Source organism: Candidatus Microbacterium colombiense, assembly GCA_029203165.1.
Lineage (GTDB): Bacteria > Actinomycetota > Actinomycetes > Actinomycetales > Microbacteriaceae > Microbacterium > Microbacterium colombiense.
Map to the genome: position 1 here is coordinate 532,165 of CP119308.1, position 24,043 is coordinate 556,207.

Annotated in this window: 24 protein-coding genes; 18 read left to right on the forward strand and 6 right to left on the reverse strand. The window is 69.0% G+C overall.

Translation table 11 applies throughout. The features are described from left to right. The first annotated feature begins 18 nt into the window (after positions 1-18). The 10 genes from P0Y60_02680 (at position 19) to P0Y60_02725 (ending at position 9,399) form a co-directional block, all read left to right on the forward strand. Positions 19-984 (forward strand): ABC transporter permease, encoded by a 966-nt coding sequence (locus P0Y60_02680; protein WEK61687.1) that lies wholly within the window; start codon positions 19-21, stop codon positions 982-984. Continuing rightward, positions 981-1,883: an ABC transporter permease gene (locus P0Y60_02685; protein ID WEK61688.1), complete on the forward strand. Its 903-nt coding sequence runs from the start codon at positions 981-983 to the stop codon at positions 1,881-1,883. Before P0Y60_02680 ends, P0Y60_02685 begins: the two co-directional genes overlap by 4 nt. Beyond that, a complete protein-coding gene (locus P0Y60_02690; protein ID WEK61689.1) occupies positions 1,880-2,920 on the forward strand; it encodes an ABC transporter ATP-binding protein in 1,041 nt (346 codons plus the stop codon). The genes P0Y60_02685 and P0Y60_02690 overlap by 4 nt, the downstream gene beginning before the upstream one ends. Beyond that, on the forward strand, positions 2,917-3,954 hold the full coding sequence (locus tag P0Y60_02695; protein ID WEK61690.1) for an ATP-binding cassette domain-containing protein: 1,038 nt from the start codon (positions 2,917-2,919) through the stop codon (positions 3,952-3,954). The genes P0Y60_02690 and P0Y60_02695 overlap by 4 nt, the downstream gene beginning before the upstream one ends. A gap of 58 nt (positions 3,955-4,012) precedes the next feature. Beyond that, positions 4,013-5,092 (forward strand): tartrate dehydrogenase, encoded by a 1,080-nt coding sequence (locus tag P0Y60_02700; GenBank protein ID WEK61691.1) that lies wholly within the window; start codon positions 4,013-4,015, stop codon positions 5,090-5,092. A 289-nt stretch (positions 5,093-5,381) separates the two neighbouring features. After that, entirely contained in the window at positions 5,382-6,284 is a 903-nt protein-coding gene (gene phnD, locus P0Y60_02705; protein WEK61692.1) for a phosphate/phosphite/phosphonate ABC transporter substrate-binding protein, read from the forward strand. After that, positions 6,281-7,186, forward strand: a complete 906-nt coding sequence (gene phnC, locus P0Y60_02710) for a phosphonate ABC transporter ATP-binding protein (GenBank protein WEK61693.1) — start codon at positions 6,281-6,283, stop codon at positions 7,184-7,186. The genes phnD and phnC overlap by 4 nt, the downstream gene beginning before the upstream one ends. Beyond that, on the forward strand, positions 7,173-8,009 hold the full coding sequence (gene phnE / locus P0Y60_02715) for a phosphonate ABC transporter, permease protein PhnE (GenBank protein WEK61694.1): 837 nt from the start codon (positions 7,173-7,175) through the stop codon (positions 8,007-8,009). Before phnC ends, phnE begins: the two co-directional genes overlap by 14 nt. After that, positions 8,006-8,773, forward strand: a complete 768-nt coding sequence (locus P0Y60_02720; GenBank protein ID WEK61695.1) for a tyrosine-protein phosphatase — start codon at positions 8,006-8,008, stop codon at positions 8,771-8,773. Before phnE ends, P0Y60_02720 begins: the two co-directional genes overlap by 4 nt. Continuing rightward, a complete protein-coding gene (locus tag P0Y60_02725; protein WEK61696.1) occupies positions 8,770-9,399 on the forward strand; it encodes a TetR/AcrR family transcriptional regulator C-terminal ligand-binding domain-containing protein in 630 nt (209 codons plus the stop codon). Before P0Y60_02720 ends, P0Y60_02725 begins: the two co-directional genes overlap by 4 nt. A gap of 274 nt (positions 9,400-9,673) precedes the next feature. On the opposite strand, the gene P0Y60_02730 is transcribed toward P0Y60_02725, so the two are convergent. Genes P0Y60_02730 through purL form a run of 3 tightly spaced genes read right to left on the reverse strand, consistent with a single transcriptional unit; the run spans position 9,674 to position 12,560 of the window. Then, on the reverse strand, positions 9,674-10,024 hold the full coding sequence (locus tag P0Y60_02730) for a TraR/DksA C4-type zinc finger protein (GenBank protein WEK61697.1): 351 nt from the start codon (positions 10,022-10,024) through the stop codon (positions 9,674-9,676). Positions 10,025-10,065: 41 nt separating this feature from the next. Next, the gene (locus tag P0Y60_02735; GenBank protein WEK61698.1) at positions 10,066-10,233 is read right to left on the reverse strand and encodes a hypothetical protein; all 168 of its coding nucleotides are present in this window, start codon (positions 10,231-10,233) and stop codon (positions 10,066-10,068) included. Then, entirely contained in the window at positions 10,230-12,560 is a 2,331-nt protein-coding gene (purL, locus tag P0Y60_02740; GenBank protein WEK61699.1) for a phosphoribosylformylglycinamidine synthase subunit PurL, read from the reverse strand. Before purL ends, P0Y60_02735 begins: the two co-directional genes overlap by 4 nt. 109 nt (positions 12,561-12,669) lie before the next feature. Here purL and P0Y60_02745 point away from each other — a divergent pair, with 109 nt between their 5' ends. Next, positions 12,670-12,999, forward strand: coding sequence for a hypothetical protein (locus P0Y60_02745; protein ID WEK61700.1), 330 nt, complete (start codon positions 12,670-12,672; stop codon positions 12,997-12,999). Next, the gene (locus tag P0Y60_02750; protein WEK61701.1) at positions 12,959-13,747 is read left to right on the forward strand and encodes a hypothetical protein; all 789 of its coding nucleotides are present in this window, start codon (positions 12,959-12,961) and stop codon (positions 13,745-13,747) included. Before P0Y60_02745 ends, P0Y60_02750 begins: the two co-directional genes overlap by 41 nt. Positions 13,748-13,778: 31 nt before the next feature. On the opposite strand, the gene P0Y60_02755 is transcribed toward P0Y60_02750, so the two are convergent. Beyond that, a complete protein-coding gene (locus P0Y60_02755) occupies positions 13,779-14,741 on the reverse strand; it encodes a WYL domain-containing protein (GenBank protein WEK61702.1) in 963 nt (320 codons plus the stop codon). Between the two features lie 116 nt (positions 14,742-14,857). Between P0Y60_02755 and P0Y60_02760 the strand changes: the two genes are divergently transcribed. Beyond that, positions 14,858-15,310, forward strand: coding sequence for a VOC family protein (locus P0Y60_02760; protein WEK61703.1), 453 nt, complete (start codon positions 14,858-14,860; stop codon positions 15,308-15,310). A 160-nt stretch (positions 15,311-15,470) separates the two neighbouring features. Here P0Y60_02760 and P0Y60_02765 read toward each other — a convergent pair whose 3' ends face one another. After that, complete coding sequence (locus P0Y60_02765; GenBank protein WEK61704.1) at positions 15,471-16,325, reverse strand: serine/threonine-protein kinase; 855 nt, start codon at positions 16,323-16,325, stop codon at positions 15,471-15,473. 359 nt (positions 16,326-16,684) lie between these two features. Here P0Y60_02765 and P0Y60_02770 point away from each other — a divergent pair, with 359 nt between their 5' ends. Next, positions 16,685-17,143 (forward strand): hypothetical protein, encoded by a 459-nt coding sequence (locus P0Y60_02770; GenBank protein WEK61705.1) that lies wholly within the window; start codon positions 16,685-16,687, stop codon positions 17,141-17,143. A gap of 102 nt (positions 17,144-17,245) precedes the next feature. Next, positions 17,246-17,503 carry a hypothetical protein gene (locus P0Y60_02775; GenBank protein WEK61706.1) on the forward strand — a complete coding sequence of 86 codons (258 nt, stop codon included), beginning with the start codon at positions 17,246-17,248 and terminating at the stop codon, positions 17,501-17,503. A gap of 184 nt (positions 17,504-17,687) precedes the next feature. Here P0Y60_02775 and P0Y60_02780 read toward each other — a convergent pair whose 3' ends face one another. Next, entirely contained in the window at positions 17,688-20,045 is a 2,358-nt protein-coding gene (locus P0Y60_02780) for a M1 family aminopeptidase (GenBank protein ID WEK61707.1), read from the reverse strand. Positions 20,046-20,752: 707 nt separating this feature from the next. Between P0Y60_02780 and P0Y60_02785 the strand changes: the two genes are divergently transcribed. The 3 genes from P0Y60_02785 to P0Y60_02795 all read left to right on the forward strand — a co-directional run bounded on the left by P0Y60_02785 (position 20,753) and on the right by P0Y60_02795 (position 23,916). After that, positions 20,753-21,637 (forward strand): patatin-like phospholipase family protein, encoded by an 885-nt coding sequence (locus P0Y60_02785; protein ID WEK61708.1) that lies wholly within the window; start codon positions 20,753-20,755, stop codon positions 21,635-21,637. 143 nt (positions 21,638-21,780) lie between these two features. After that, complete coding sequence (locus tag P0Y60_02790; protein ID WEK61709.1) at positions 21,781-22,965, forward strand: aminotransferase class I/II-fold pyridoxal phosphate-dependent enzyme; 1,185 nt, start codon at positions 21,781-21,783, stop codon at positions 22,963-22,965. Positions 22,966-23,235: 270 nt separating this feature from the next. After that, the gene (locus tag P0Y60_02795; GenBank protein ID WEK61710.1) at positions 23,236-23,916 is read left to right on the forward strand and encodes a hypothetical protein; all 681 of its coding nucleotides are present in this window, start codon (positions 23,236-23,238) and stop codon (positions 23,914-23,916) included. Positions 23,917-24,043: the final 127 nt, after the last annotated feature.

Consider the following 24,043-nt stretch of genomic DNA (forward strand, 5'->3'; position numbering starts at 1 on the left):
ACGACACGAGGCGACGACATGATCACGTTCATCACACGACGGGTGCTGTACTCGGTCCCGGTGATCCTCGTCGCCTCGTTCGTGCTGTTCTGGGCCGTGCGGTCGACGTTCGACCCGCTCGCCAAGCTGCGCCAGGCGCACGACCCCGCGGTGCTGGCGCGCGAGGTCGAGCGCCTCGGGCTCGACCGTTCGGTGCCCGAGCAGTACTTCCTCTGGCTCCGCTCGCTGCTGGTCGGCGACTGGGGCGTGAGCACCCGCACCGGAACACCCGTGCTGCCGCTGATCGGCGAGGCGCTGTGGCCCACGCTGCAGCTCGCGTTCTGGGGACTGATCGTGGCGGTGCTCATCGCCGGCGGCGTCAGCGTCTACTCGGCCGTGCGGCAGTACTCTCTCGGCGACAATCTGCTCACGGGCGCCTCGTACATCGGCATCGCGATGCCCGCCTTCTGGTTCGGGCTCATCCTGATCCAGACGTTCGCCGTGTGGCCGAAGGAACAGTTCGGGCTCAGCGAGCCGCCGCTGTTCTTCATCGGCCTGAACTCACCGGGGCAGACCGGGGTGCTCGACTACATCCGCCACCTCGTGCTGCCCGTCGCCGCCCTCATGATCGCGCTCGTCGCCTCGTGGAGCCGGTTCGGCCGGGCCGCGATGCTCGACGCACTGTCGAGCGACTACGTGCGCACCGCCCGGGCGAAGGGTGTTCCGCGTCGCCAGGTGATCTGGCGGCATGCCGTGCGCAACTCGCTCGCCCCGTTCGTCACGGTCGTGGCGCTCGATGCGGCGATCCTGATCGGCGGACTCGTCGTGACCGAGCAGATCTTCGCGATCCCCGGCATGGGGCGGCTGTTCCTGCAGTCGCTGGTCGCCGGTGACGTGTTCGTGCTGCTGCCGTGGATGATCGTGGTCGCCGTCGCGGTCGTGATCTGCAACCTGATCGCCGACATCGCCTATGCGGTGCTCGACCCGAGAGTGAGGCTGTCATGAGTGGTGCAGGCATCGCCGGCCATGAGGAGCTGCTCGCCGAGCAGGAACCGCAGAAGGCGCCCACCCGTCAGCTGCTGAAGGGCTTCGTCCGGCATCGGATCGCCGTCACCAGCCTGATCGTGCTCGTCATCCTGCTGATCGCATGCTTCGGGGCGGGGTGGATCGCCCCCTACGCCCAGGGACAGCAGGATCTCCTGCTGGGTCCGACTCCGCCATCGGCCGAGCACTGGCTCGGCACCGATGAGCTCGGCCGCGACTACCTCAGCGAGATCCTGTTCGCCGGGCAGGTCTCGCTCGCGATCGGTCTCGCCGTCGCCCTGCTCGCGACCGTGGTCGGCACCGCGCTCGGTGCGATCGCCGGCTACGTGGGCGGATGGATCGGCGAGCTGATCATGCGCATCACCGACCTCTTCCTCATCGTGCCCGCGATCGCGCTGCTGGCGGTGATCCTGCAGGGTCTCGGCCCCTCGCCCACCACGATCGTGCTGGCGCTCACGGCCCTGGGGTGGACGTACATCGCCCGCGTCGTGCGCGCCCAGGTGCTGTCGCTCCGGGAGAAGGACTTCATCGACGCGGCGCGAGGGATCGGAGCATCCGGCGCCCGCATCGTGATCTCGCACCTGCTGCCCAATCTCGCCGGCGTCATCGTGGTCGCGATGAGTCTGGCCGTGGCATCCTCGATCATCGCCGAGTCGACGCTGAGCTTCCTCGGCTTCGGCGTGCAGCCGCCCCAGACCAGCTGGGGGTCGATGCTCAGCCAGGCCGCCGGGTACGTCGGCACCCCGCAGGTGTACCTGTTGTACTTCCCCGGCATCTTCATCCTCGTGACGGTGTTGTGCGTGAACTTCATCGGCGACGGACTGCGCGATGCGCTCGACCCGCAGGGGAAGAACCTGTGAGCGGCGGCGTGGGTTCGAGCGGCGGCGTGGGTTCCAGCGGCGGTGTGCTCCTCGAGGTCGAGGACGTGTCGATCAGCTTCCCGACCGACGCGGGTCTGGCGCAGGCGGTCTCGGGCGTCTCGTTCGTGCTGCGCGAGGGCGAGACGGTCGGCATCGTGGGCGAGTCCGGCTCGGGCAAATCGATGACGGCGATGGCGATCATGGGGCTGCTGCCCAAGAAGGCGGTCGTGACCGGGTCGATCCGCTTCCGCGGCACAGAGCTCATCGGGCTCGCCGACGACCAGCTGCGCGAGGTGCGTGGCAAGGACATCGCGATCGTGTTCCAGGATGCTCTCACCGCGCTGAACCCGGTGATGCGGGTGGGGGAGCAGCTGATCGAGGCCGTACGCGTGCACCGGCCTGAAACCACGGCGGCTGAGCGTCGCGCGAGGGCGATCGAGCTGCTGGATGTCGTCGGCATCCCCTCTCCCGAGTTGCGGGTCGACCGCTACCCCCACGAGTTCTCCGGCGGCATGCGCCAGCGCGTCATGATCGCGATGAGCATCGCCAACGAGCCGGATCTGCTGATCGCCGACGAGCCGACCACCGCGCTCGACGTGACCGTGCAGGCGCAGGTGCTCGAGGTGCTGCGCGAGGTGCAGCGTCGCACCGGCACGACCGTGCTGCTGATCACGCACGACCTCGGCGTCGTCGCCGGCACGGCGGATCGCGTCATGGTGATGTACGCCGGCGGTCTCGTCGAGACGTCCGACGTCGATCCGCTCTTCTACGAGACCGCCCACCCCTATACGGCCGGGTTGCTGGCCTCGCTGCCGCGTCTCGACCGCCGCTCGTCGCGGGACGAGCGGCTGTACCAGATCGCGGGCCAGCCGCCTGTGGCGACGGCCTGGCCGTCCGGATGCCGCTTCGCACCGCGCTGCGCACACGCGGTCGCGGGGCTCTGCGATGTGGCCGTACCGGCACTGGTCTCGGTCGGCGAAGGGCATACGGCCGCCTGTGTGCGAGTCGACGAGTGGCAGAAGGAGGCGGTGTCATGAGCGCTCCGGTGGTGGAGGGATCCGTGACGAGCACGGGCCTGACGATCACGAACCTCGTGAAGGAGTACCGCATCGGCGGCGGGCTGTTCGGCCGCACGCGTGATGTCGTCCAGGCGGTGTCGGATGTGAGCCTGTCGATCGAGGGCGGACAGACATTCGGGCTCGTCGGCGAATCGGGCTGCGGCAAGTCGTCGCTCGGGCGCAGTGTCGCGCGGCTCCAGTCCAGCGACGGCGGGTCGATCCTGCTCGGCGACGACGACATCACCGCCGTGGAGGGTGCGCGACTGCGGGCGCTCCGGCGGCGGGTGCAGTTCGTGTTCCAGGACCCGTACGCCTCGCTCAATCCGCGCAAGTCCGTGCGGGCGACACTCACCGAGCCGCTCGTGATCCACGGCCTGCACCGGGGCAATCATGAGCGTCGTGTCGAGGAACTGCTGGCCCAGGTCGGGCTCAACCCCGCGCACGCCGACCGGTTCCCGCACGAGTTCTCCGGCGGGCAGCGGCAGCGGCTCGGCATCGCCCGGGCGCTCGCGGTCGAGCCCGAGGTGATCGTGCTCGACGAGCCGGTCAGTGCGCTCGACGTGAGCGTGCAGGCCGGGGTGCTGAACCTGCTCGACGATCTGCAGCGCGACCTCGGTCTCACCTACCTCTTCATCGCGCACGACCTGTCGGTGGTGCGGCACCTGAGCGATCGTGTCGGGGTCATGTATCTCGGCAAGCTCGTGGAGGAGGGGCCGGTCGACGAGCTGTACGAGCGGCCGCTGCATCCCTACACCCAGGCGCTGCTGTCGGCGATCCCGGTGCCCGACCCCCGGGCCGAGCGGGCCCGCGAGCGCATCGTGCTCACGGGGGACGTGCCGAGCCCGGTGTCGCCGCCCAGCGGATGCCGCTTCCGCACCCGCTGCTGGAAGGCCACCGACATCTGCGCCGAAGTGGTCCCCGACCTCGCCACGGCCCCGTCCGCCGCCGCGTCCGCCGCCTCCGCCGACCATCGCGTGGCCTGCCATCACCCCGCCGAGCGTGACGTGCTCTGACCCGGCACCCCCATCTGCTCCGACCGGAACCACGTCTCAGACCGAAGGAACCCCACCCATGACGACCCCCCACCGCATCGCCGTGATCGCCGGAGACGGCATCGGCACCGAGGTCATGCCCGAGGGGCTGCGCGTGCTCGAGGCCGCGGCATCCCGCTTCGGCATCCCGCTCGAGTTCGAGCACTTCGACTTCGCGAGCGCCGCGTACTGGCAGCAGCACGGCCGGATGCTGCCGGACGACTGGTTCGAGACCCTGCGCGGATTCGACGCGATCTTCTTCGGCGCTGTCGGATGGCCGGATGTCGTGCCCGACCACGTGAGCCTGTGGGGCAGCCTGATCCAGTTCCGCCGCGCGTTCGATCAGTACGTGAACCTGCGGCCGGTGCGGCTCATGCCCGGCGTCGTCTCGCCGCTCGCCGGCCGCGAGCCCGGAGACATCGACTTCTACGTCGTGCGCGAGAACACCGAGGGCGAGTACTCCTCGATCGGCGGGCGCATGTTCGAGGGCACCGACCGCGAGTTCGTGCTGCAGGAGACCGTGATGACGCGCACCGGTGTCGACCGTGTGCTGCGCTACGCGTACGATCTGGCCGGCCGCCGGTCCGGACACCTGACCTCGGCGACCAAGAGCAACGGCATCTCGATCTCGATGCCCTACTGGGACGAGCGGGTCGCCGCGGTCGGCGCCGACTACCCGGACGTGACGCGCGACCAGTTCCACATCGACATCCTCACGGCGAACTTCGTGCTGCACCCGGACTGGTTCGACGTGGTCGTGGCGAGCAATCTGTTCGGTGACATCCTGTCCGACCTGGGCCCCGCCTGCACCGGCACGATCGGCATCGCCCCGAGCGCCAACATCAACCCCGAGGGCATCTTCCCGAGCCTGTTCGAACCTGTGCACGGCTCGGCGCCCGACATCGCGGGCAAGGGCATCGCGAATCCGATCGGCCAGATCTGGTGCGGGGCGATGATGCTCGAACACCTCGGATACCCGGAAGCCGGAGCCGCGGTGCTCTCCGCGATCGAAGACGTGCTGGCGCGGGGAGCGGATGCTGCCCCCTTCACCCCCGACCTCGGCGGCACGGCCACGACGGTCGAGCTCGGCGCGGCGATCGCGGAGACCGTCGCCGGCTGATTTCCGCGGGCTCCCCGCGCCTCGACATCGGTGTCACCGCCGCATCCCGTTCATAACTCCGGAGAATCTGCACCCGGGCTCAGTCCAGCCCGCGGATTTCCGGGGGTTCCGGTTACCGAGGCCGACGTTTTTGCGGAGTTATGAACGCTGCGCGCGCCGCCCCCGGCACCATCCGTTCACGAAGCGTTCCATTCGGAGTACGGCGGTCTCGTAATTGCCCGTCACCTTCGGGAGTTGGAATACCGATGTTCTCGAAACACCGAGACATCCTCCCTCTCGAAAGGTCATCATGCGCCGCTCCACCCTGCCCGTCGTCGGCCTCCTGGGCGTCGCCGCCCTCGCGCTCGCCGGATGCCAGAGTCCGTCCGCCGAAGCAGCCCCGGCTGATCCGAACGCCCCCATCACGATCGCCACCCTCCCCGTCGGAGATGACCCCACTGCCGAGAACCCGGTCGAGGTCTTCGCCGAGTTGCTGGAGAAGGCGACCGGCCGCGACGTCGAGATCACCGATGTGCCCGACTACCTCAGCGTCGTCGAGGCGATCCGCTCCGACCACGTCGACATCGGCATCATGAGCGGGTTCCCGTCTGCGCTCGCCGTCAACACGGGCGAGGTGGACGCGCTGGTCGCGTTCCAGGGCGACGGCAAGCCGGTCTCCACCTGCGTCGTGCTCGACGACTCGCCCATCCAGTCGGTCGAGGATCTCGAGGGCAAGACGGTCGCCTTCGCCGATCAGGCATCCAGCTCGGGATACTTCATGCCGGTGTACATGCTGCACGAGGCCGGGCTCGAACAGGGCACGGACTACGAGGCGATCTTCGCGGGCGGTCACGAGGGAAGCTTCGCGGCCCTCGAGCAGGGGCAGGTGGATGCCGCGTGCACCGCCGTCATGTTGACCCAGCTCGGTGCACCGATGTTCCCCTTCGCGGACGGCGAGTGGCGCGCGGTCGGCGAAAGCCCGGCGATGGACATCCAGGGCGCGGTCCTCGGTCGCCAGTCGCTGGATGCCGAGACGCGCAAGGTCATCCAGGACGGCATCGCCGAGGTCTTCTCACCCGAGAACGCCGAGCGTCTGGGCGCCTACGGTGCCTTCGCCGGGGCTCCGCAGACGGTCGACCCGAAGGCGTCGGCGTTCACCTCCTTCGCTGAGATCGCGGCCGTCGCCGGGGTCGAGCTCAAGGACCTCAAGTGAGCCTGTCCGCTCCGCTCGCGGCATCCGCCCCGTCATCCGACGGAAACGGAGACGAACTGCACTCGGCACGGCGCGTCATGGGCCGCCACCCCGGCACACGCGCGGATGCTCTGGGTTTCGGCACCGCCGAGCTGCGCCAGGCGCTCCCGCTGGTCTCCGTCCGCGGCCTGCAGGTCGCCTATGGCGAGAACACGGTCCTCGACGGCGTCGACCTCGACCTGTTCCCCGGCGAGATGGTCGCGCTGCTCGGTGCCTCGGGCTCGGGCAAGTCCACGCTGATGCGCAGCCTGACCGGGTTCGCGCCGATCTCCACCGGTTCGGTCCGCGTGGCCGGGCATGACGTCACGCACCTCCGACGCGGCGAGCTGCGCACGCTGCGCTCCGAGGTGGGGCAGGTGTTCCAGCAGTTCAACCTGATCCCCCGACTCAGTGTCATGACCAACGTGCTCACGGGTGCGCTCCACGGTGCAGGACCGATCAATCTCGCCGGTGGATTCTCCCGCGCGCATCGGCGACGGGCGCTCGAACTGCTCGACCGCGTCGGCATCGCCCACAAGGCATCCGCTCCGGCACGGTCGCTCTCGGGCGGACAGCAGCAGCGCGTGGCGATCGCGAGGGCTCTGATGCAGCAGCCCACCGTGATCCTCGCCGATGAGCCGGTCGCCTCGCTCGATCCGAAGCTCGCGGGATCGGTACTCGACCTCCTGCGGGAGATCGCCACCCAGGACGGCATCCCGGTGCTGGTGAGTCTGCACGTGCTGCCGCTCGCCCTCGCCCACAGTGACCGCATCGTGGGGTTGCGGCACGGCGAGATGATCGTCTCCGGAGCGACATCCCAGCTGGATGCCGCCGCCCTCGAAGCCCTGTACGACGACGAGGAGCACGGCGATGACGATCACTGAACCACGTGCGGACCGGGCGCGCCCCGCCCTGGATCCCGCGGAGCGTGCCCGTCTGGAATCGGCCTTCCGGGTGCCGCGTGCGCGCTTCCTGATCGGCCTGCCCGTCGCCGTCCTGCTCCTGATCTGGTCGTTCAACGGAGCGCAATTCAACTTCGTGAAGCTCGGCGAGGGCGCGGTCAACATGGGCGAGTTCCTGTCGCGCCTGTTCCCGCCGGACTTCTCGAAGATCGGCACGATCCTCGCGTTGCTGCTCGAGACCTTCCAGATGGCCGTGGTCGGAACCGTCCTCGGCGCAGTGCTGTCTCTCATCGTCGCGTTCGGGGCCACGTCCACGCTCGCCCCGAAGTGGCTGTACTACCCGACGCGCTGGGTGATGAACATCATCCGCTCGGTGCCCGATCTGGTGTTCGCGCTGATGTTCGTCTCGGCGGTCGGTCTCGGCCCCTTCGCGGGAATCCTCGCCATGACGCTCGGCTCGATCGGGTCCATCGGCAAGATCTTCGCTGAGGCCATGGAGCAGGTCGACCGAGGTCCGGTCGTCGCCATGGAGGCCGTCGGCGCGTCGAAGCGTCAGGTCATCCAATACGGCATCCTGCCGCAGGCCGCACCCCTGCTCACGTCCTACACGCTGCTGCTCTTCGAGGGGAACGTGCGCGGCGCGACAATCCTCGGGCTCGTGGGTGCCGGCGGTATCGGGCTCGAGCTGACGACCGCGATGCGCATGTACGACTACGGACACCTCAGCGCCATCATCATCTGCATCATCGTGCTCGTCACGGCGATCGACCAGGGCAGTGCCCTCATCCGAAGGAGAATCACATGACCACCATCGACACCGACCTCATCCTCAGCGCGCCGGTGAACCTGCGCGACCTCGGCGGCATCTCGATCGATGGCGGCGCGCTCCGTGAAGGACTCGCCATCCGTACCGACGACCTCGCCTACGTGACGGAGGAGGTCGCCAGCCAGCTCGTCGACGGCGGCCTGACCGCGATCATCGACCTGCGCTCGCCCCTCGAGGTATCCGTCACCGGCCGCGGCCCGCTGGGGGAGTACCCGGTCGCGTACCATCACCTGCCGCTCATCGCGGATGTGGGCGAGTCGATGGACCGGGAGCACCCTGCACTCACCCACGAGGCGATGGGACTCATGTACCAGCGCATGGTCGCGGCTGCCGCACCCCAGCTCGTGACTGCGCTCAACGTGATCGCGCACACTCCGGGCGCTGCGGCGTTCCACTGTGCAGCAGGGCGCGATCGAACCGGCGTGCTGGCGGCGATGCTGCTGCTCGCACTGGGGGCGGACGACGACGACATCGTCGCCGACTACGCCCGCACGGGCGACAACATGGTCGCCATCATGGAGCGCACGGCGCCCGTGATGGGTGCGATGTGGAAGGCGCTGGGCTTCGATGCCGAGGCGGTCGGCAAGACCTCGTCGCTGCTGGAGGGCTCGATGGACGTGTCGATGCGCAGCCTGCTCGACACGCTCCGTGCGCAGCACGGCGATCCGCTGGCTCCGTTGCGGGCCGCAGGCCTGTCGGATGCGACGATCAGTCGGCTGCGCGAGCGGGCGCTGGCCGCGTGACAGTCACGCAGACGGATGCCGGGGCCGCGGTTCGCCGCCGCCCCGGTCGCCCGCGTGATGAGGAGATCGACGGGCAGATCGTCGCGGCGACGCTCGAGGTCATCGATGCGGGCGAGGAGGTCACGGTCTCGCGGGTCGTCGCCGGGAGCGGAGTGAGCCGGGCGGCGCTGTATCGACGGTGGCCGTCGCTCACACTGCTGATCGCGGCGGCGCTCGACGTCGGTCGCGAGGTGCCGCCGGAGTTCCCTGCGGATGCCGATCTGCGCGAGATCCTGCTGACGGGACTCGGGCTGGGCTCGGACGGCGTCGCGCCCTCGGCACCCGGCTACTCCGAGGAGCGGTTCCGACAGCGCATCCGGCTCGTGATGAGCGATCGGACGCTGCAGAAGACCTACTGGGAGTCGCACGTGTCGCGTCGGCGCGTTCCGCTGCTGAACGCGCTGCGCGTGGGGATGGCTCGGGGCGAGCTGCGCTCCGACCTCGATGTGGATGCGTGCTTCGATGCGATCGCGGGGGTCGCCTACTACCAGCTGGTCGTGCGTGGCGATCGGATCAGCGACCCCGCCGTCGTGGCACGACTTCGAGCCGCGATCGAGGTGATCTGGCGCGGCATGGTAGCCCGCTGACCGGTGGTTCGCGACGCCGCGCAGCGGACGCTACGCCCTTCACGCCCGACCTCGGCGGCACGGGCACGCGCCTCGGCATCGGTGTCACCGCCGCATCCCGTTCATAACTCCGGAGAATCTGCACCCGGGCTCGGTCGCACTCGCGTGATTACGGGGGTCTCGGATGAAGAGGCCGACGTTTTTGAGGAGTTATGAACGCGGACTCGGGATGCCGACGTTCTCGAGTGTGATGGGCATGGGGTGGATGCTACTCGTGAGCGCCGCTCGTGCACACCTAGCGCCCGAGCTTCTCCGCACACGCGACGCAGTGCTCCGCAAAGGGGCGCACGGCCAGACGGGCCGCGGGGATCGGCCGTCCGCAGCGCGCGCAGATGCCGTACGTGCCGGCATCCATCCGGGCGAGCGCGTCGTCGACCTGGTGGAGTTCGGATGCCGCGGCCTCGGCGAGCCCGGTCAGGCGAGACCATTCCGACGACAGGGTGACACCTTCGGGGTCGTGCTCGTCGTCGTCGTTCGACCCCGCGCGATCGTGCGTGAGCTCCGCGAGCACGGCCGAGGTGGCCGCCACCCGCGCCTCCGCCTGCGCGCGCAGGTCCGAGAGGAGCGCACGCGGATCGGAGGTCATGCGCCCACTGTAGGCCGGGGCTCCGACGTCCCGGGAAACCCTCAGCCGAGGATCAGCGAGATCACGGTCGCGCCGCCGCCACCGAGGATCAGCGCGATGATGACCGTCCACGCCACGATGCGGATGCGGCGGTTGCGTCGCTCGCCGAGGTCGCCGTAGTCCTCGCTGGGCTCCGGACGCCCCGGCTCCGGCCGGCTGACCTCGCTCATGCGCTGACCGGTTCCGTGACCGTGGGGCCGAAGTACGACGGCAGGGTCGAGGTCGAGTGCTCGCGCAGCTCGGCGACCGACGCCGTGAAGACGCCCTGCACCTCGAGCTGCGGTTCGCTGTCGGTCACGCCGATGCGCAGCACGGGGTAGCCCCGGCCCTCGCACAGGCCCTGGAACTTCACGTCGTCCTCACGGGGGACAGTCACGATGACGCGGCCGGTCGACTCCGAGAAGAGGGCGGATGCGGCATCCACTCCGTCGCGTTCGATGATCTCGTTCAACCACACGCGGGCGCCGACGCCGAAGCGCATGACGCCCTCGGCGAGAGCCTGGCCGAGGCCACCCTCGGAGAGGTCGTGGGCGGACGAGATCAGCCATTCGTCGCGCGCTGCCGAGAGCAGGCCGGCGAGGCGCTTCTCGCCCGCGAGGTCGACCTTCGGGGGGAGCCCGCCGAGGTGCTGGTGCACGACGTCGGCCCAGGCCGAGCCGGAGAGCTCGGTGGAGGTGGTGCCGAGCAGGTAGATGTTCTGACCGATGTCCTGCCAGCCCGACGGGATGCGGCGCGAGACGTCGTCGATGATGCCGAGCACGCCCACGAGCGGGGTCGGGTGGATCGGCACGTCGCCGGTCTGGTTGTAGAACGAGACGTTGCCGCCGGTGACCGGGGTGCCCAGTTCGTAGCATCCGTCGGCGAGGCCGTCGACCGTCTGGCCGAACTGCCACATGACCTCGGGGTTCTCGGGAGAGCCGAAGTTGAGGCAGTCGGTGATCGCGGTCGGCACGGCGCCGGTGACGGCGACGTTGCGGTACGCCTCGACCAGGGCGATCTGCGCGCCGGCGTACGGGTCGAGCTGGCTGTATCGGCCGTTCGCGTCGGTCGAGATCGCGAAGCCCAGGCCCGACTCCTCGTCGACGCGGATCATGCCGGCGTCGTCGGGGAAGCTCAGGGCGGTGTTGCCGAGCACGTAGTAGTCGTACTGGTTCGTGATCCAGCTCGTGTCGGCCAGGTTCGGCGAGGCGACCAGGTTCAGGAACTGCTCGCGCAGCACCTCGGGCTCGGAGGAGCGGGGCAGGTTCTCGGCGGCATCCGCCTGGAGTGCGTCGATCCACGTCGGGTAGGCGACCGGACGGTCGTAGACCGGGCCGTCGACCGCGACGGTCGAGGGGTCGACGTCGACGATGCGCTCGCCCTGCCAGTCGATGATGAGGCGTCCGTCGCCGGTGACCTCGCCGAGCACCGAGGTCTCGACGTCCCACTTCTCGACGACCGCGAGGAACGCGTCGAGCTTCTCGGGGGCGACGATCGCCATCATGCGCTCCTGAGACTCCGACATGAGGATCTCTTCGGCGGTCAGGGTGGGGTCGCGCAGCAGCACGTTGTCGAGCGAGACCTTCATGCCGCTGTTGCCGTTGGCCGCGAGCTCACTGGTCGCGCACGAGATGCCGGCCGCGCCCAGGTCCTGGATCGCCTCGACGAGCTCGCCGCGGTACAGCTCGAGGCAGCACTCGATGAGCACCTTCTCGGCGAAGGGGTCGCCGACCTGCACCGCGGGGCGCTTGGTCGGGCCGCCGTCGGCGAACGTGTCGGATGCCAGGATGCTGGCGCCGCCGATGCCGTCGCCACCCGTACGGGCACCGAACAGCACGACCTTGTTGCCGACGCCGGTCGCGTTGGCGAGCTTGAGGTCTTCGTGGCGCAGCACGCCCACCGCGAGGGCGTTCACGAGCGGGTTCGCCTGGTAGACCGCGTCGAACACGGTCTCGCCGCCGATGTTCGGCAGGCCCAGGCAGTTGCCGTAGAAGCTGATGCCGCTCGTCACGCCGTGCACGACGCGGGCGGTGTCGGGGTGGTCGACCGCACCGAAGCGGAGAGCATCCATGACCGCGACCGGGCGAGCGCCCATCGAGATGATGTCGCGGACGATCCCGCCGACGCCCGTCGCCGCACCCTGGAAGGGCTCGATGAACGAGGGGTGGTTGTGCGACTCGGCCTTGAAGGTGACGGCCCAGCCCTCGCCGACGTCGACGACGCCCGCGTTCTGGCCCATGCCCACCATGAGGCGTTCCTTCATCTCGTCGCTGACCTTCTGGCCGAAGCGACGCAGGTAGTTCTTGCTGCTCTTGTACGAGCAGTGCTCCGACCACATCACGGAGTACATGGCGAGCTCACCCGAAGTGGGGCGGCGGCCGAGGATCTCCTTGATGCGCGCGTACTCGTCGGGCTTGAGTCCGAGGGCGCCGTAGGGCTGCTCCTTCTCGGGCGTCGCGATCGCGTTCTCGACGGAGTCGGGGACGTGCTTGTGGGAAGGTGCAGGGGCGGTGGTCACGCGCACTCCAAAGGAAGGGGCCGGCGGGGCGGTTCCAGTCTACCGGGGCGGGGTGCGGCCCCGGTTCCGCCTGCGGTGTCGCGCCCTCCCCGGCCTCTAGGGTGGCGGTATGCGCCTGCGTCCTCTCGCCCTTCTCGCCGTCGTCGCTGTGCTGATGGTGACGGGATGCGCACCGGAGGCAGAGGTGGCCCCGAGCCCCTCGCCGTCGGCCGCGAGTCCGACTCCGACCCCGACTCCGACCGAAGAGCCCATCGTCGCCCCGACTCCCGCCTTCGATGTGACCTGCGACGACGTGAACGCGGTCATGGCGGATCTGATGGGTGCTGCGGTGGGAGGCGAGAAGGACAGTCTCGGCCTGACGTCGTCGCCGAACTGGTACCCCCGGCCCTGCTCAGCACATGATGCAGCGTGCCGGGGGGATCGCGTGTTCGGCCGGTGATCTGGCCGCAAGTGATCCGGAGTCGTCGCCCGAGACGTACTGGGAAGTCGTGATCCTTCCGGATGCGCAGCTGATCGTCGATGGGGCCGACGGACGCGGCGCGGGAGGAAACACAGACCTGCGCTTCGACTGCGACAGCGGCAGTTGCATCGCGGTGCTCCGCGACGGTGACGTGCTGTTGACTGCCTCGGTCAATTCACCTGCGCTGGCCGCGGGTGATGCCGACCGCGTGCGCCAGGCGTTGGAAGGGGTCCTGGCGTCTGCCGTCGGAACCCTCCGCGAGTTCGACTACGGATCCAGTGAGATCGCGGCCGCGGACTGCGAGTCGCTGCTCACCGCCGAAGAGGTCGCCACGCAGCTGGATACCCACGTCGAGATCGTCGACTTCGCGCAGCTGGGCGGCTGGGGCATCCCTGCCGAGGCGTATTTCGTCAACGGCGGCGGGAGGCTGTGCATGTACGCCGAGGGGCCGGACGTCTACAACGATGCGACCTTCATCGCCCTCACCACGCTCCCCTCGGGGGCATGGGCGTTCGAGACCCTCGCCGGCGAGACCCCGGCCACGGTCGTCGGGGCGGATGCCGCGCTCGCCGGAGTCGATTACTACGGCCGGTCCGTGCTGGATGTGCGCGTCGGGCTGGACTGGCTCCGGTTCACCGCCTTCGAGAGTGCGCCCGCCTCGTCGCTCACTCCAGTGGCGGAGATGGCTGTCGAGCACCTGACGCGGGGGATTCCCGCTCCGCAGTGAGTCCGCGCCTCGGGGACCGGGGGTCGCGGCCTCAGCGACCGGATGCCGCGGCGACACGCTCCGTCAGCATCCCGGCCGCTTCGCGCAACGGCTCCGGGCCCACGATCTCGAACGGCGCATCGAATCGCAGGACCGACGCCAGGACGGCGACCCACGACCACGCACCCACCGTGATGCGGCACGATCCCTCGTCGATCTCCGTCAGCGTCCCGTCACCGATCCACGGCGCGACCTCGCGGGCGGCCAGCGCGATCACGAACTCCCCGGTGCACGGCCAGCGGTCATGCGTGGCCGAGCCCTTCGCCCGTGCCGCGAGGTAGGTCTGCGCATCGGCCGAGGGGAGCGCTCGAGGCGCGAACGACGGGCCGGTCGGGACGCGCGGGTGCATGCGGTCGAGTCGATAGGTGCGCCAGTCGTCGGCATCCAGATCCCACGCGAGCAGGTACCAGCGGTTCTCGCGCGCCACGACCGCGTGCGGCTCGGTGCGCCGGGCGGGGCTGTCGCGCGCATCCGGGTCGGAGACCGAGTCGTAGTCGAACCGCAGCACGAGCCGGTCGCGCACGGCGGCGCTCGTCGCCTCGAGCACGGCGGGATCCACGCGGGTGGTGTTCTCGACGTCGGTGAAGCGGATGCCGTCGACCCGGTGCCTCAGCCGTGAGGGCATGACCTGCCGGACGGTCGCGAGGGCGCGGGCGGCGGCCTCGTCGAGGTCTATGCCGCTCGACGGAACACTCTGCAGCGCCACGGCGATCGCGACGGCCTGATCGTCGTCGAACAGGAGGGGTGGCAGCTCCGATCCGGCCGCGAGACGGTATCCGCCGTCGGGGCCCTTGATCGCGCCGATGCGATAGCCCAGCTCGCGCAGTCGATCCACGTCGCGGCGCACGGTGCGCGGGCTCACCTCGAGGCGGTCGGCCAGCACCTGGCCCGGCCAGTCGCGCGGCGTCTGCAGCAGCGACAGCAGCGCGAGCATGCGGGAGGAGCTTCCGGTCATGTCTTCATTCTGCGCGAAGTAGCGGACTGAAACTGACCTCTTCTGTTGCGATCGTTGATCCTGACAGCGAATCCGGTTCGGGATTCGCGCGGATGCACACACCAGAAGGACGCCTCATGACTCTCATCACCACCACCCACCTGAACTTCCGCGGCGTGGCCCGGCAGGCACTCGACTTCTACCAGTCGGTGTTCGGCGGAACCGTCACGGCCGCCACCTATGGCGACTTCGGCATGCCCGCGGACGTGCCCGGTGCCGACAAGATCGTGTTCGGTCGGCTGCAGAGCGACGGGGGCCTGCGTCTGATGGCGTACGACATTCCCGGCCAGGACGACCCGGATGCCGCCGCCACCGCCGGATCCACGCGACGAGAGAACGGTGTCACTCTCACCGATCGCACGTTCTTCCAGTCGTTGCAGGGCGGCTCGCTCGACGAGGTGCGCGGGTACTGGGATGCGCTCGCCGATGGGGCGACGATCGTCGAACCGCTCGCGGCCTCGGCCTGGTCGGCCGGCTTCGGCATGCTCACCGACCGTTTCGGCGTGACCTGGGTGCTCGACGTCGCTTGAGCGCCGTTGCTCTCGGCTGGTTGCGCTCGGTTGGGCGCGCTTGGTTGCGCCTGGCTGGCCTGTGGCGCTTCCGTCGGAGATGTGCGCTTCCCTCGGACGAATCAGCCCGAAACGGCCGACGGAAGCGCATTTCTCCGAGCGAGGCGTCAGCAGAAGCGGGTCAGACGGTGCCTCGCCGCACCCGCATTAGCCCCTGCGCCACCTGGGCGACCTCGGCGGCGTGGGGGCGCGTGGCGGGATCGAGCCGCGTCATCCACTCGAGAAGTGCGCGCCAGTCGTCGCGGATGCGGCGGGGGATGGCCGGAGGATTCATGACCCGTGTGGCCGCAGCACCGCGCCCGGTTCCCGTCGGCGGATATGCCGGAGACCCGGTGAGGGCCTCGAGGGCGACCAGACCGAGGCCGAAGACGTCGACCGCGGGGGTGGGATCGGCGTCGCGCAATTGCTCGGGGGCGATATAGGTGAAGGTGCCGAGCACGATGCCGGGGGAGGTCGTACGCGGGCTGCCGACCGTGCACGCGATGCCGAAGTCGGCGAGCTTCGCGGTCCACGGATCGCCGGCACGCTCGCGGGCGAGGAGGATGTTCGACGGCTTCACGTCGCGATGGATGATGCCGGCGCCATGCACGACGGCGAGGCCCTCGGCGATGTCGCGGGTGAACCGGGCGACCTGGCGCGGGCGCATCGGCCCTTCCTTCAGCCGCCGGGCGAGAGTTGGGCCCTCGATGAACTCCATCACGAGATACCGCGGACGCCCGGGCGCCAGCTGAGCGTCGTAGAGAGTGACGAGTGAGCGGTGGTCGACGACGGCCAGCAGGGCCTTCTCGGTGTGAGCACGGTTCGCGGATGCGGCGTTCGGGTCTTCCTCGTGGATCATCTTCACCGCGACGGCGCGCTCCATGCGGGTGTCGAGCGCCCGGTACACGGTCGACATCCCGCCGCGGCCCACGCGCGCCTGCAACAGATAGCGCTCGTCGAGCAGCGCGGCGGAGGGCGCGACGACCTCGAGCGTCATCGTGGCGTCCTCGCGACGGCATCCTGGTGGGGCATGGTCTGAAACTAGGCGGCGCGCGTACGCCCGTCTGCTCCCTTGACTCCCGCGCCCCGACGTGCGTGAGGGGGAGCCTGTCCCGACAAGATATCAGTATGTCGTCATATGTGTGCTTTATTTGTTCCAGCAACGGCTGTGAGTGGGCACATTCGATCCATCCGGAACGGGCTCGAAGGGAGTCGATCGTGGGTGCAGGATTCGGGGCGAGATGGGGCGCGGCGATCGGCTTAGCGGGGATGAGCGTTGCTGTCGCCGTGCTGGCACTGGTTGTTCTCGCGGGGCCGGCGTTCACTGACGCAACGGCTTCGTCCGTCCGGGTCGCCATGACAGGTATCGTTCCGGCGCTGGCAATCCTCTCGGTGGCGACGGCGGCCGCCGCATCGTCCGGAGTCTCCAAGATGCCGTGGGCAGCTGTTCTGCTGGGCATCGCGGGATCCGCCGCCACAGCGCTCACGTACGAAGCGTGGTACATCGGCGTCGATGCTGACGTCGCGTCAACGCCATTCGCGCTTCTGCTGGCCGCTGCGATCGCTTCCATCGCTCTCAACGGCTCAGCCATCGTCGCATTGCTCCTTCCCGCGTTCCGTCGCGCAGGCATGCGCACCGGAGTCATCGTCCTGCTCAGCGTGATGGTCGGTGTCAGCGGCGGCGCGATCACGCTGCTGTACTTCTTCCCCATCGTTTCGGCGCTGCTCGGCGCAGCAGCCGCACTGCTCGTCGTCGTACTCATGTACCGTGCTGAGCACCGCCGAGCAGTCTCACGGGCTGCGATCGTGCGGTGAGGTCTGCCGTGGCAGCTCCGGCGGCGGCGCGCTCGTACACCGCGTCGAGGGGTGAGACCGGATGTGAGCACCACCCGTGATGCGGACGGAGAGGAAATGCTAGTGATGGTCTACCTCGGTGTCGCCGTCGGACTACTGCTCGCGGGCGGCGTCGCTGGATTCGTCGGCACGAGACTCGGCACAGCGATCGCTGTATTCGTCTCACTGGTCTGGCTCGGTGTGCTGATCTGGTTCGGGCTGGCCGGTGCCATCGAATCGGAAGTCGAACTGCTGGCCGCCTGTCTCGTGATCGGATTGCTCGCCTTCCTGAGCGGGTCGAGCATCGCCAGCCGTGTCAAGCAATCGCGAAAGCCCCGATAGGAAACGGGCTGCCTCCGCTGCGCGACTCGCTCCTCGGTTCAGTCGCGCACACGAAGAAGCGCACGCCCCTGGGTGCAAGGGCGTGCGCTCCTATCCCCGGAGGGGATGGTCCCCAGGACGGGGACGGTGACGGATGCCGCATTCGGGTCGCGGCATCCGTCAGGTCATCAGGCGTCGATCGTCATCAGGCGTCGATGCTGCGACGACGGCGCATCGCGACGATCGCCCCGCCGAGGGAGAGCAGCACGACGCCGAGCAGAACACCCGCGATGGGCAGATCTCCCCCCGTCGAGCTGAGCTCGTCGTCGGGATCGGCCACGCCGCCGGTGTCGGGGTCGCCGCCGTCGCCGTCGCCGGGCACGGCTGCCGCGACGACCGCCGCCGTCGCCGCACTCGTGACCGAGCCCGTGCGGAAGCCGTCGAGCGTGCCGGTCACGGTCACGGAGATGCGCGCACCGAGCGCGCTCGCCGGGATGGTGAACGTCGTCGCCGGGTCCGCCGCGCGGGCCGTGCTCACGACGGGCTCGCCGTCGATCGCCCACGCGTAGCTGAGCTCGGTGCCCTCGGGCCATCCGGTCGACGATGCCGTGAGCGTGCCGCCGACGACGGCCTTGCCGGTGATCGTCGGAGCGGAGGTCGGCGCGAGCACCTCCATCACGGTGGTCTCGACGACGCAGTTCGCGCAGGTTCCGCCGAGCGAGGCGACGCGGCTGCTGACCGAGAACGGTCCGCCGTCGGCATCCTCGATCACCGTGGCACTGAACGTCAGCTCGGCGACTGCGGCCGGAGCCGTGCCGGCGGGGACCGTCCAGGTCAACGTCGTGCCATCGAGCACGGCCCCTGCCGGAACAGCGTCGAGCGTGGCGCGGGTCAGCAGTGCGCTGAGGTCCACCGTGACGATCGACGACGCCAGCGGTACGCGGCCGGTGTTGGTCGCCGTGACCGTGTACGAGGCGGTGCCGCCGATCGCGACCGGGTCGGCGGCCGTGCTCGTCAGAGCGATCGAGAGCTTGTCGGGCCAGGCGGGCTTGCCGGGTTCGAGGATCCAGTCGTTCCACAACGTCGTGATGTCGCGGCCCGAGATCTCCTCAGCAAGGGCCTTCAGGTCGGCGGCGGTGCGGCTCTGGCCGGCGTAGCGGGTCTGCCACTCCTTGATCAGCGAGAAGAACGACTCGTCGCCGATCGAGATCTTCAGCGCCTCCCAGAACTGCGCGCTACGCGTGTAGGTCTGGTAGCCGTAGAGGTCTTCCGAGGCGGTCTGCGCGCCGGGCGGGGTGTTCCAGTCCGCGCTCGCCGACGACTTGTTGTTCCAGGAGGTGAAGTAGGTCTGCTCGGTGCTCGTGCCACTGCCGAAGCCGGCCGCGCTGTTGTAGTGGGTCGGGCCCCAGGTCGCCATACCCTCGCCGATCCAGATGTCGGTCCACGTCGAGGGAGCGACGTTGTCGCCGTACCACTGGTGCACCAGCTCGTGGATGAGCGTGTTGCCGTTCACCGAGCTCGCGCTGGGGAAGAACGAGCGGTCCTGCGTCTCGAGCGCGTAGTTCACGCCGCTCGGCACGCTGTCGACGATCACGCCGGTGCTGTTGCCGGGGTAGGCGCCGTAGACCGACTCGAGGTTCTTGGTGAGGGTCTCGAGCTGGGCGACGCGATTGCGGATCGTCGTCTTGTTGCCGGAGCTGAGCCCTGCGTCCATGAACGACCAGGAGGGGATGCTGCGGCCATCCGTGAGTGTGATCGACCCCTCGATCACGTCGAAGCGTCCGATCGCGATGACCGCGAGTTCGGAGGCCATCTGCTTGTCCTGACGCCACACCCACGTGGTGCGGTCGCCCGACACGGTCTTCGACTTCAGCTCGCCGTTGCTCGCCACCGCGGCATCGCCCGTCACGCCCGAGGCGTTCGCGAGCACCGAGGGGGCGTCGACCGAGATCGTGTACGTGGCCTTGTCGCCCGGGGTGTTGTTGTGCGGGAAGCCCGCCATCATGCCGATCGGCTGGCCGAGCAGGATCGCCCCGTCGTTCGTGCCGTTCCATCCCTCGTAGCTGCCGTCGGTGTCGACGTGGCGCTCGGGAGTTCCGCTGTACGTGACGGCGACCGTGAACTCCCCGGTGACGGGCGTCGCCGGGGTCACGATGAGCTTGTACTTGACGGCATCCGCGTCGATGTCACGCGCCCAGGTGGCGGGGGCGCCGTTGACGGAGACCGACGAGATCGTCATGCCCTCGAAGTCGAGCGAGAAGCTGCGCAGCGGAGAGAGGGCCCGTGCGGTCATCGTGGTCGTCGCCGTCGTGATGTCGCCGGTGATGAGGCCGCCGGCCACGCCGGTGGGGCTCCAGGCGAGCGAGACGTCGTAGTTCAGGGCGTCGTAGCCGCCGTTGCCGACGTTCGGGAACATGGCGTCGCCGGATGTTCGGGGGCCGTCGATCGAGTCGTCGGCCACCGCGGCCGGGACCGAGGTGACGAGCAGGGAACCGGCGAGCAGCGCGGTGACCGGGAGGGTCGCGAGCAGTCGCCGACGGGCGGGGGAAGTCTGTCGGAGCATGGGTGCTTTCGGGTAGGCAGAGCGGGTCGACCGATCACGTCGTCGTGGTGCGGGGTGGGCTTGTGGCCCGAGGGATACGTATGAAACGTATGGAGCGCATGTTTCGGCAATATATCGCGTTGCTCACGGTTCGGTTGCGGTGGGATTTTCTGCTGGCGGATCGGGGGGATTGTTCGACCCCGTGCAGGATTTGCTGGGGTGGGGGTGGGGGTGCTGGGTGCTGGGTGCTGGGTGCTGGGTGTTGGGTGTTGGGTGTTGGGTGCTGGGTGCTGGGTGCTGGGTGCTGGAGTTGGCACCTGTTGTCGCTCTGGGGTGGTGGATGCGTCACACATGGTCGCTTCCCACTGGTGGATGCGACTATTCGTGACGCCTCCCCGCGGGCAGGTGTCACGAATGGTCGCCCACGCGCGGCGGTTGCGGCCATTTGCGCCCCCGTCCACGCCCTCGTCGTTAGGGCCACTGGTGCTGGGGATGGAGTTGGCGCCTGTTGTCGCTTTGGGACGTTGGATGCGGCATGAGGCGCCAAGTTCCCCACTCCCCACTGCCCCCCGCGCGTGCTAACGTCGGGGCGATCGTGTTCCGAACGCAGGAGGTGAGACCCATGAACGCAGTATCCGCATCGGGTGCTCCCCTGCAGTCCACGATCTCGCGACCGAGCTAGTCGCGTCGGGGAGCGCCGAACAGGCACATCGCGAAAGGCGACTCCCATGAACGCACACACTCTCACCCGCGCACTCGTCCTCGGCGGAGGCGGATCCACCGGCAACGCCTGGCTGATCGGCGTCGTCGCTGGCCTCGCCGAATCCGGCGTCGACGTCACCGCCGCCGACCTCACCATCGGCACCTCGGCCGGCGCCACGGCGGCAGCCCAGTTCGCCGGCGCCGACCCGTCCGAGCTGTTCGCCGCCGCGCGCACACCTGTCCCGGCCCGACCGCAGGCGAACACCAACCGCCCGGTCGTCGACCATATGGAACGGATGCGGTGGCTGATCGCCAACTCCTCGGATGCCGCAGACCTGCGCCGACGGTTGGGGGCATCGGCGCTCGCGCAGGCCGCGGCATCCGTCGATCCGGCATCCGAACCCCGCCACCGGCAGTGGCGGGCGATGGTGGCGTCGCGACTTCCTCAGCAGACGTGGCCGGAACGGCGGATGCTGCTCACCGCCGTCGACGCCACCACGGCCGAGCCCGTGGTGTTCGATCGCGACAGCGGCGTCGACCTGGTGGATGCCGTCGCCGCGAGTTGCAGTAGCGGCTCCGCGTATCCGATCGGCGATCGCGCCTTCATCGACGGCGGCTTCCGGCGCAACGAGAACGCCGACCTCGCCGCGGGTCACGACCGCGTGCTGGTGCTCCCTCCGTTCGGCGGGCGCGCGCTCACTCCGCCCGCCTGGGGTCTGCAGCTCGAGGCCCAGGTGGAGGAACTGCGCGCGGGCGGCAGCCAGGTGCTCGTGATCGGCCCGGGCGAGGGCGCCGAGCATCTGTTCTTCGAGAACGCGATGGATCCGTCGCTCCGCGCACCGGCCGCCGAGGTCGGCTACGCACAGGGGCGAGCGCTCGCCGCGGCAGTCGGGGAGTTCTGGGATGCGTGATGTCACGCGCGGTCACGCGACGTGCGGGCGCGGAGGCGGCATCCTTAGATTGGTAGCTTCCCCATGAAGGAGTATTCGTGTCTGAGAACCCGGTCGTGTGTCACGCCGCTCGATGTCAGCCGGTGGCCTGAGAGCCGTATGTCATGACCGACGACATCTCGCGCATCCCGCCGCATCCGTTCGACGCCCGGACGAGGTTCGACCTCGACCGCCCGGCGAGCCGCAAGTGGAGCCTGCACCCCGGAAATATCGGTGCTTGGGTCGCCGAGATGGACTTCGGTGTCGCGCCCGAGATCGCCGAGGCCCTGCACCGCGCTATCGAGGAGGAGAACCTCGGGTATCTCTCGCCTCCGCTGGCCGCCGAGCTCGGCGCGGCGACGGCCGACTGGATGCGTGACGAGTACGGATGGGCGGTCGATCCGGAGCGGGTGCATCCGGTGTCGGATGTGATGGCGGCGCTGCGCGTGGCCGTCGAGGAGTATGCGCCGGCGGGGTCACCCGTGATCGTGCCGACGCCCGCGTACATGCCGTTCCTCAGCTACCTGCCGACGATCGGGCATCCGGTGATCGAGGTTCCCGGGGTCGAGGTCGACGGACGCTGGCAGCACGATCTCGCGCGCATCGATGAGGCGTTCGCCGCGGGAGCGCGCACGCTGGTGCTGTGCAACCCGCACAATCCGACGGGAACCGTGGCCGGGCGTGAGGAGCTCGAGGCGATCGCCGAGGTCGTCGAGCGGCATGGCGGGCGGGTGTTCGCGGATGAGATCCACGCGCCACTGCGCTTCGACGGGCGGCCGTTCATCCCTTACGCATCGGTGTCGGAGGTGACTGCCGCGCACACCGTGACCGGCACGAGCGCGTCGAAGGCGTGGAACATCCCGGGGCTCAAGACCGCGCAGCTCATCACCTCGAACGAGCCCGATCAGGAGCTCTACCGCCGCTTCGGATTCTCGGTGCAACACGGCGCCGCCACGCTCGGCGTCGTCGCCTCGACCGCGGCGTATCGGCACGGCAAGCCGTGGCTCGACGGTGTGATCTCGTACCTCGACGACTCCCGCCGCGTACTCGGATCGCTCGTCGATCAGCACCTGCCCGGCGCCGTATATCGCGCCCCCGAAGCGACATATATCGGCTGGATCGACACGAGCGCGCTCGGCATCCCGGGCCCGCCCGCCGAGTTCTTCCGCGAACAGGCCGGAGTCGTGCTCACCGAGGGGCGACTGCTCGGCCGCGGATACGAGGACTACGTGCGGGTCGTGTTCGCGACCCCGCGGCCCGTGCTGGCCGAGGCGTTCCAAGCCATGGGGGATGCTGTTCGGCGCGTGTGAGTGCTCGGGAGTGCGGGTGTGAGTGCTCGGGGAGTGCGGGGCGAGTGCGGGGGACAGGTCGCAATTGGTCGCCTCAGGCTCGGTGAAGCGACAATGCGTGACCCCTCCCCGCGGAGAGGCGGCACGAATGGCCGCCTCGGGCGCATGGATGCGACAAGATGCGACCCCTCTCGGACGCGGATGCAGCGACTCCAGCCGCAGCGAGAATATTGGACTGTCCTCATATGTGTGCTTTCATCTCCTCAGGGGAGCCCGAGCGTGAGGAGATCCATGGATGCAGCAGCCGACGGCATCCTTGTCGAGCACGCGCCGTCGACGTGGTTCCAGACCACCACGCGCCCGAGGTCGCGATTGCTCGCCACCGTGCTGGTGTTCGGCTTCTTCGCCGTGGGCATCACGCTCGGCGCACTCGTTCCCGAGCTTCGACTCTGGCTCCAACTCCCGGCGGCGGTCGCGATGGTGACCTGGTACTTCGTCATGGTGGGGATCCACGAGCGCGTGAGGAGTGGCGGCCGCGCGACCTGGTACGGCACGCTCACTCAGCCGCTCGGTCATCTGATCGGGACAATCGTCGTGTTCACCTGGGTGATCGGGTGCGCGATCGTCTCGTCAGGGTCTGCACGGCCGGATCTCGTGCTCGCTGCGGGCATTCCGATGATCCTCTGGTCGCTCTACGCATCAGTGCGATATCACCGGCACCGAGCAACGGAGGAGTCGGCCCCGTCGACGCTCCCTGAGGCGAGACCGATCCGGCTACTCGCGAGCGGTCGCCGCTCCGACGCGGGGCTCGTCGAGGGGCACACCGCGCCGAACGTTCAGCACCGCGAGTACGCGACTCGCGAGGGAGGCCTCCGCGTACGACGGGTTCTTCCCCTTCTCCGCTGCCGCGGTGAGCGTTCCGGTCGTCAGGCTCACGAGGGCGAAGAGGGGCCCTACCCACGCGGCGTCTGACCAGAAGGCGAGTCCGACAGCGACCCCCGTGATGAGCAGGCCGGCGACGTACGTCATCAGTCGGTGGGTGGATGATCCGAGGGTGAGTCCAGCGCTCACCGCGAGGGCGGCGGTCATCGCATACACA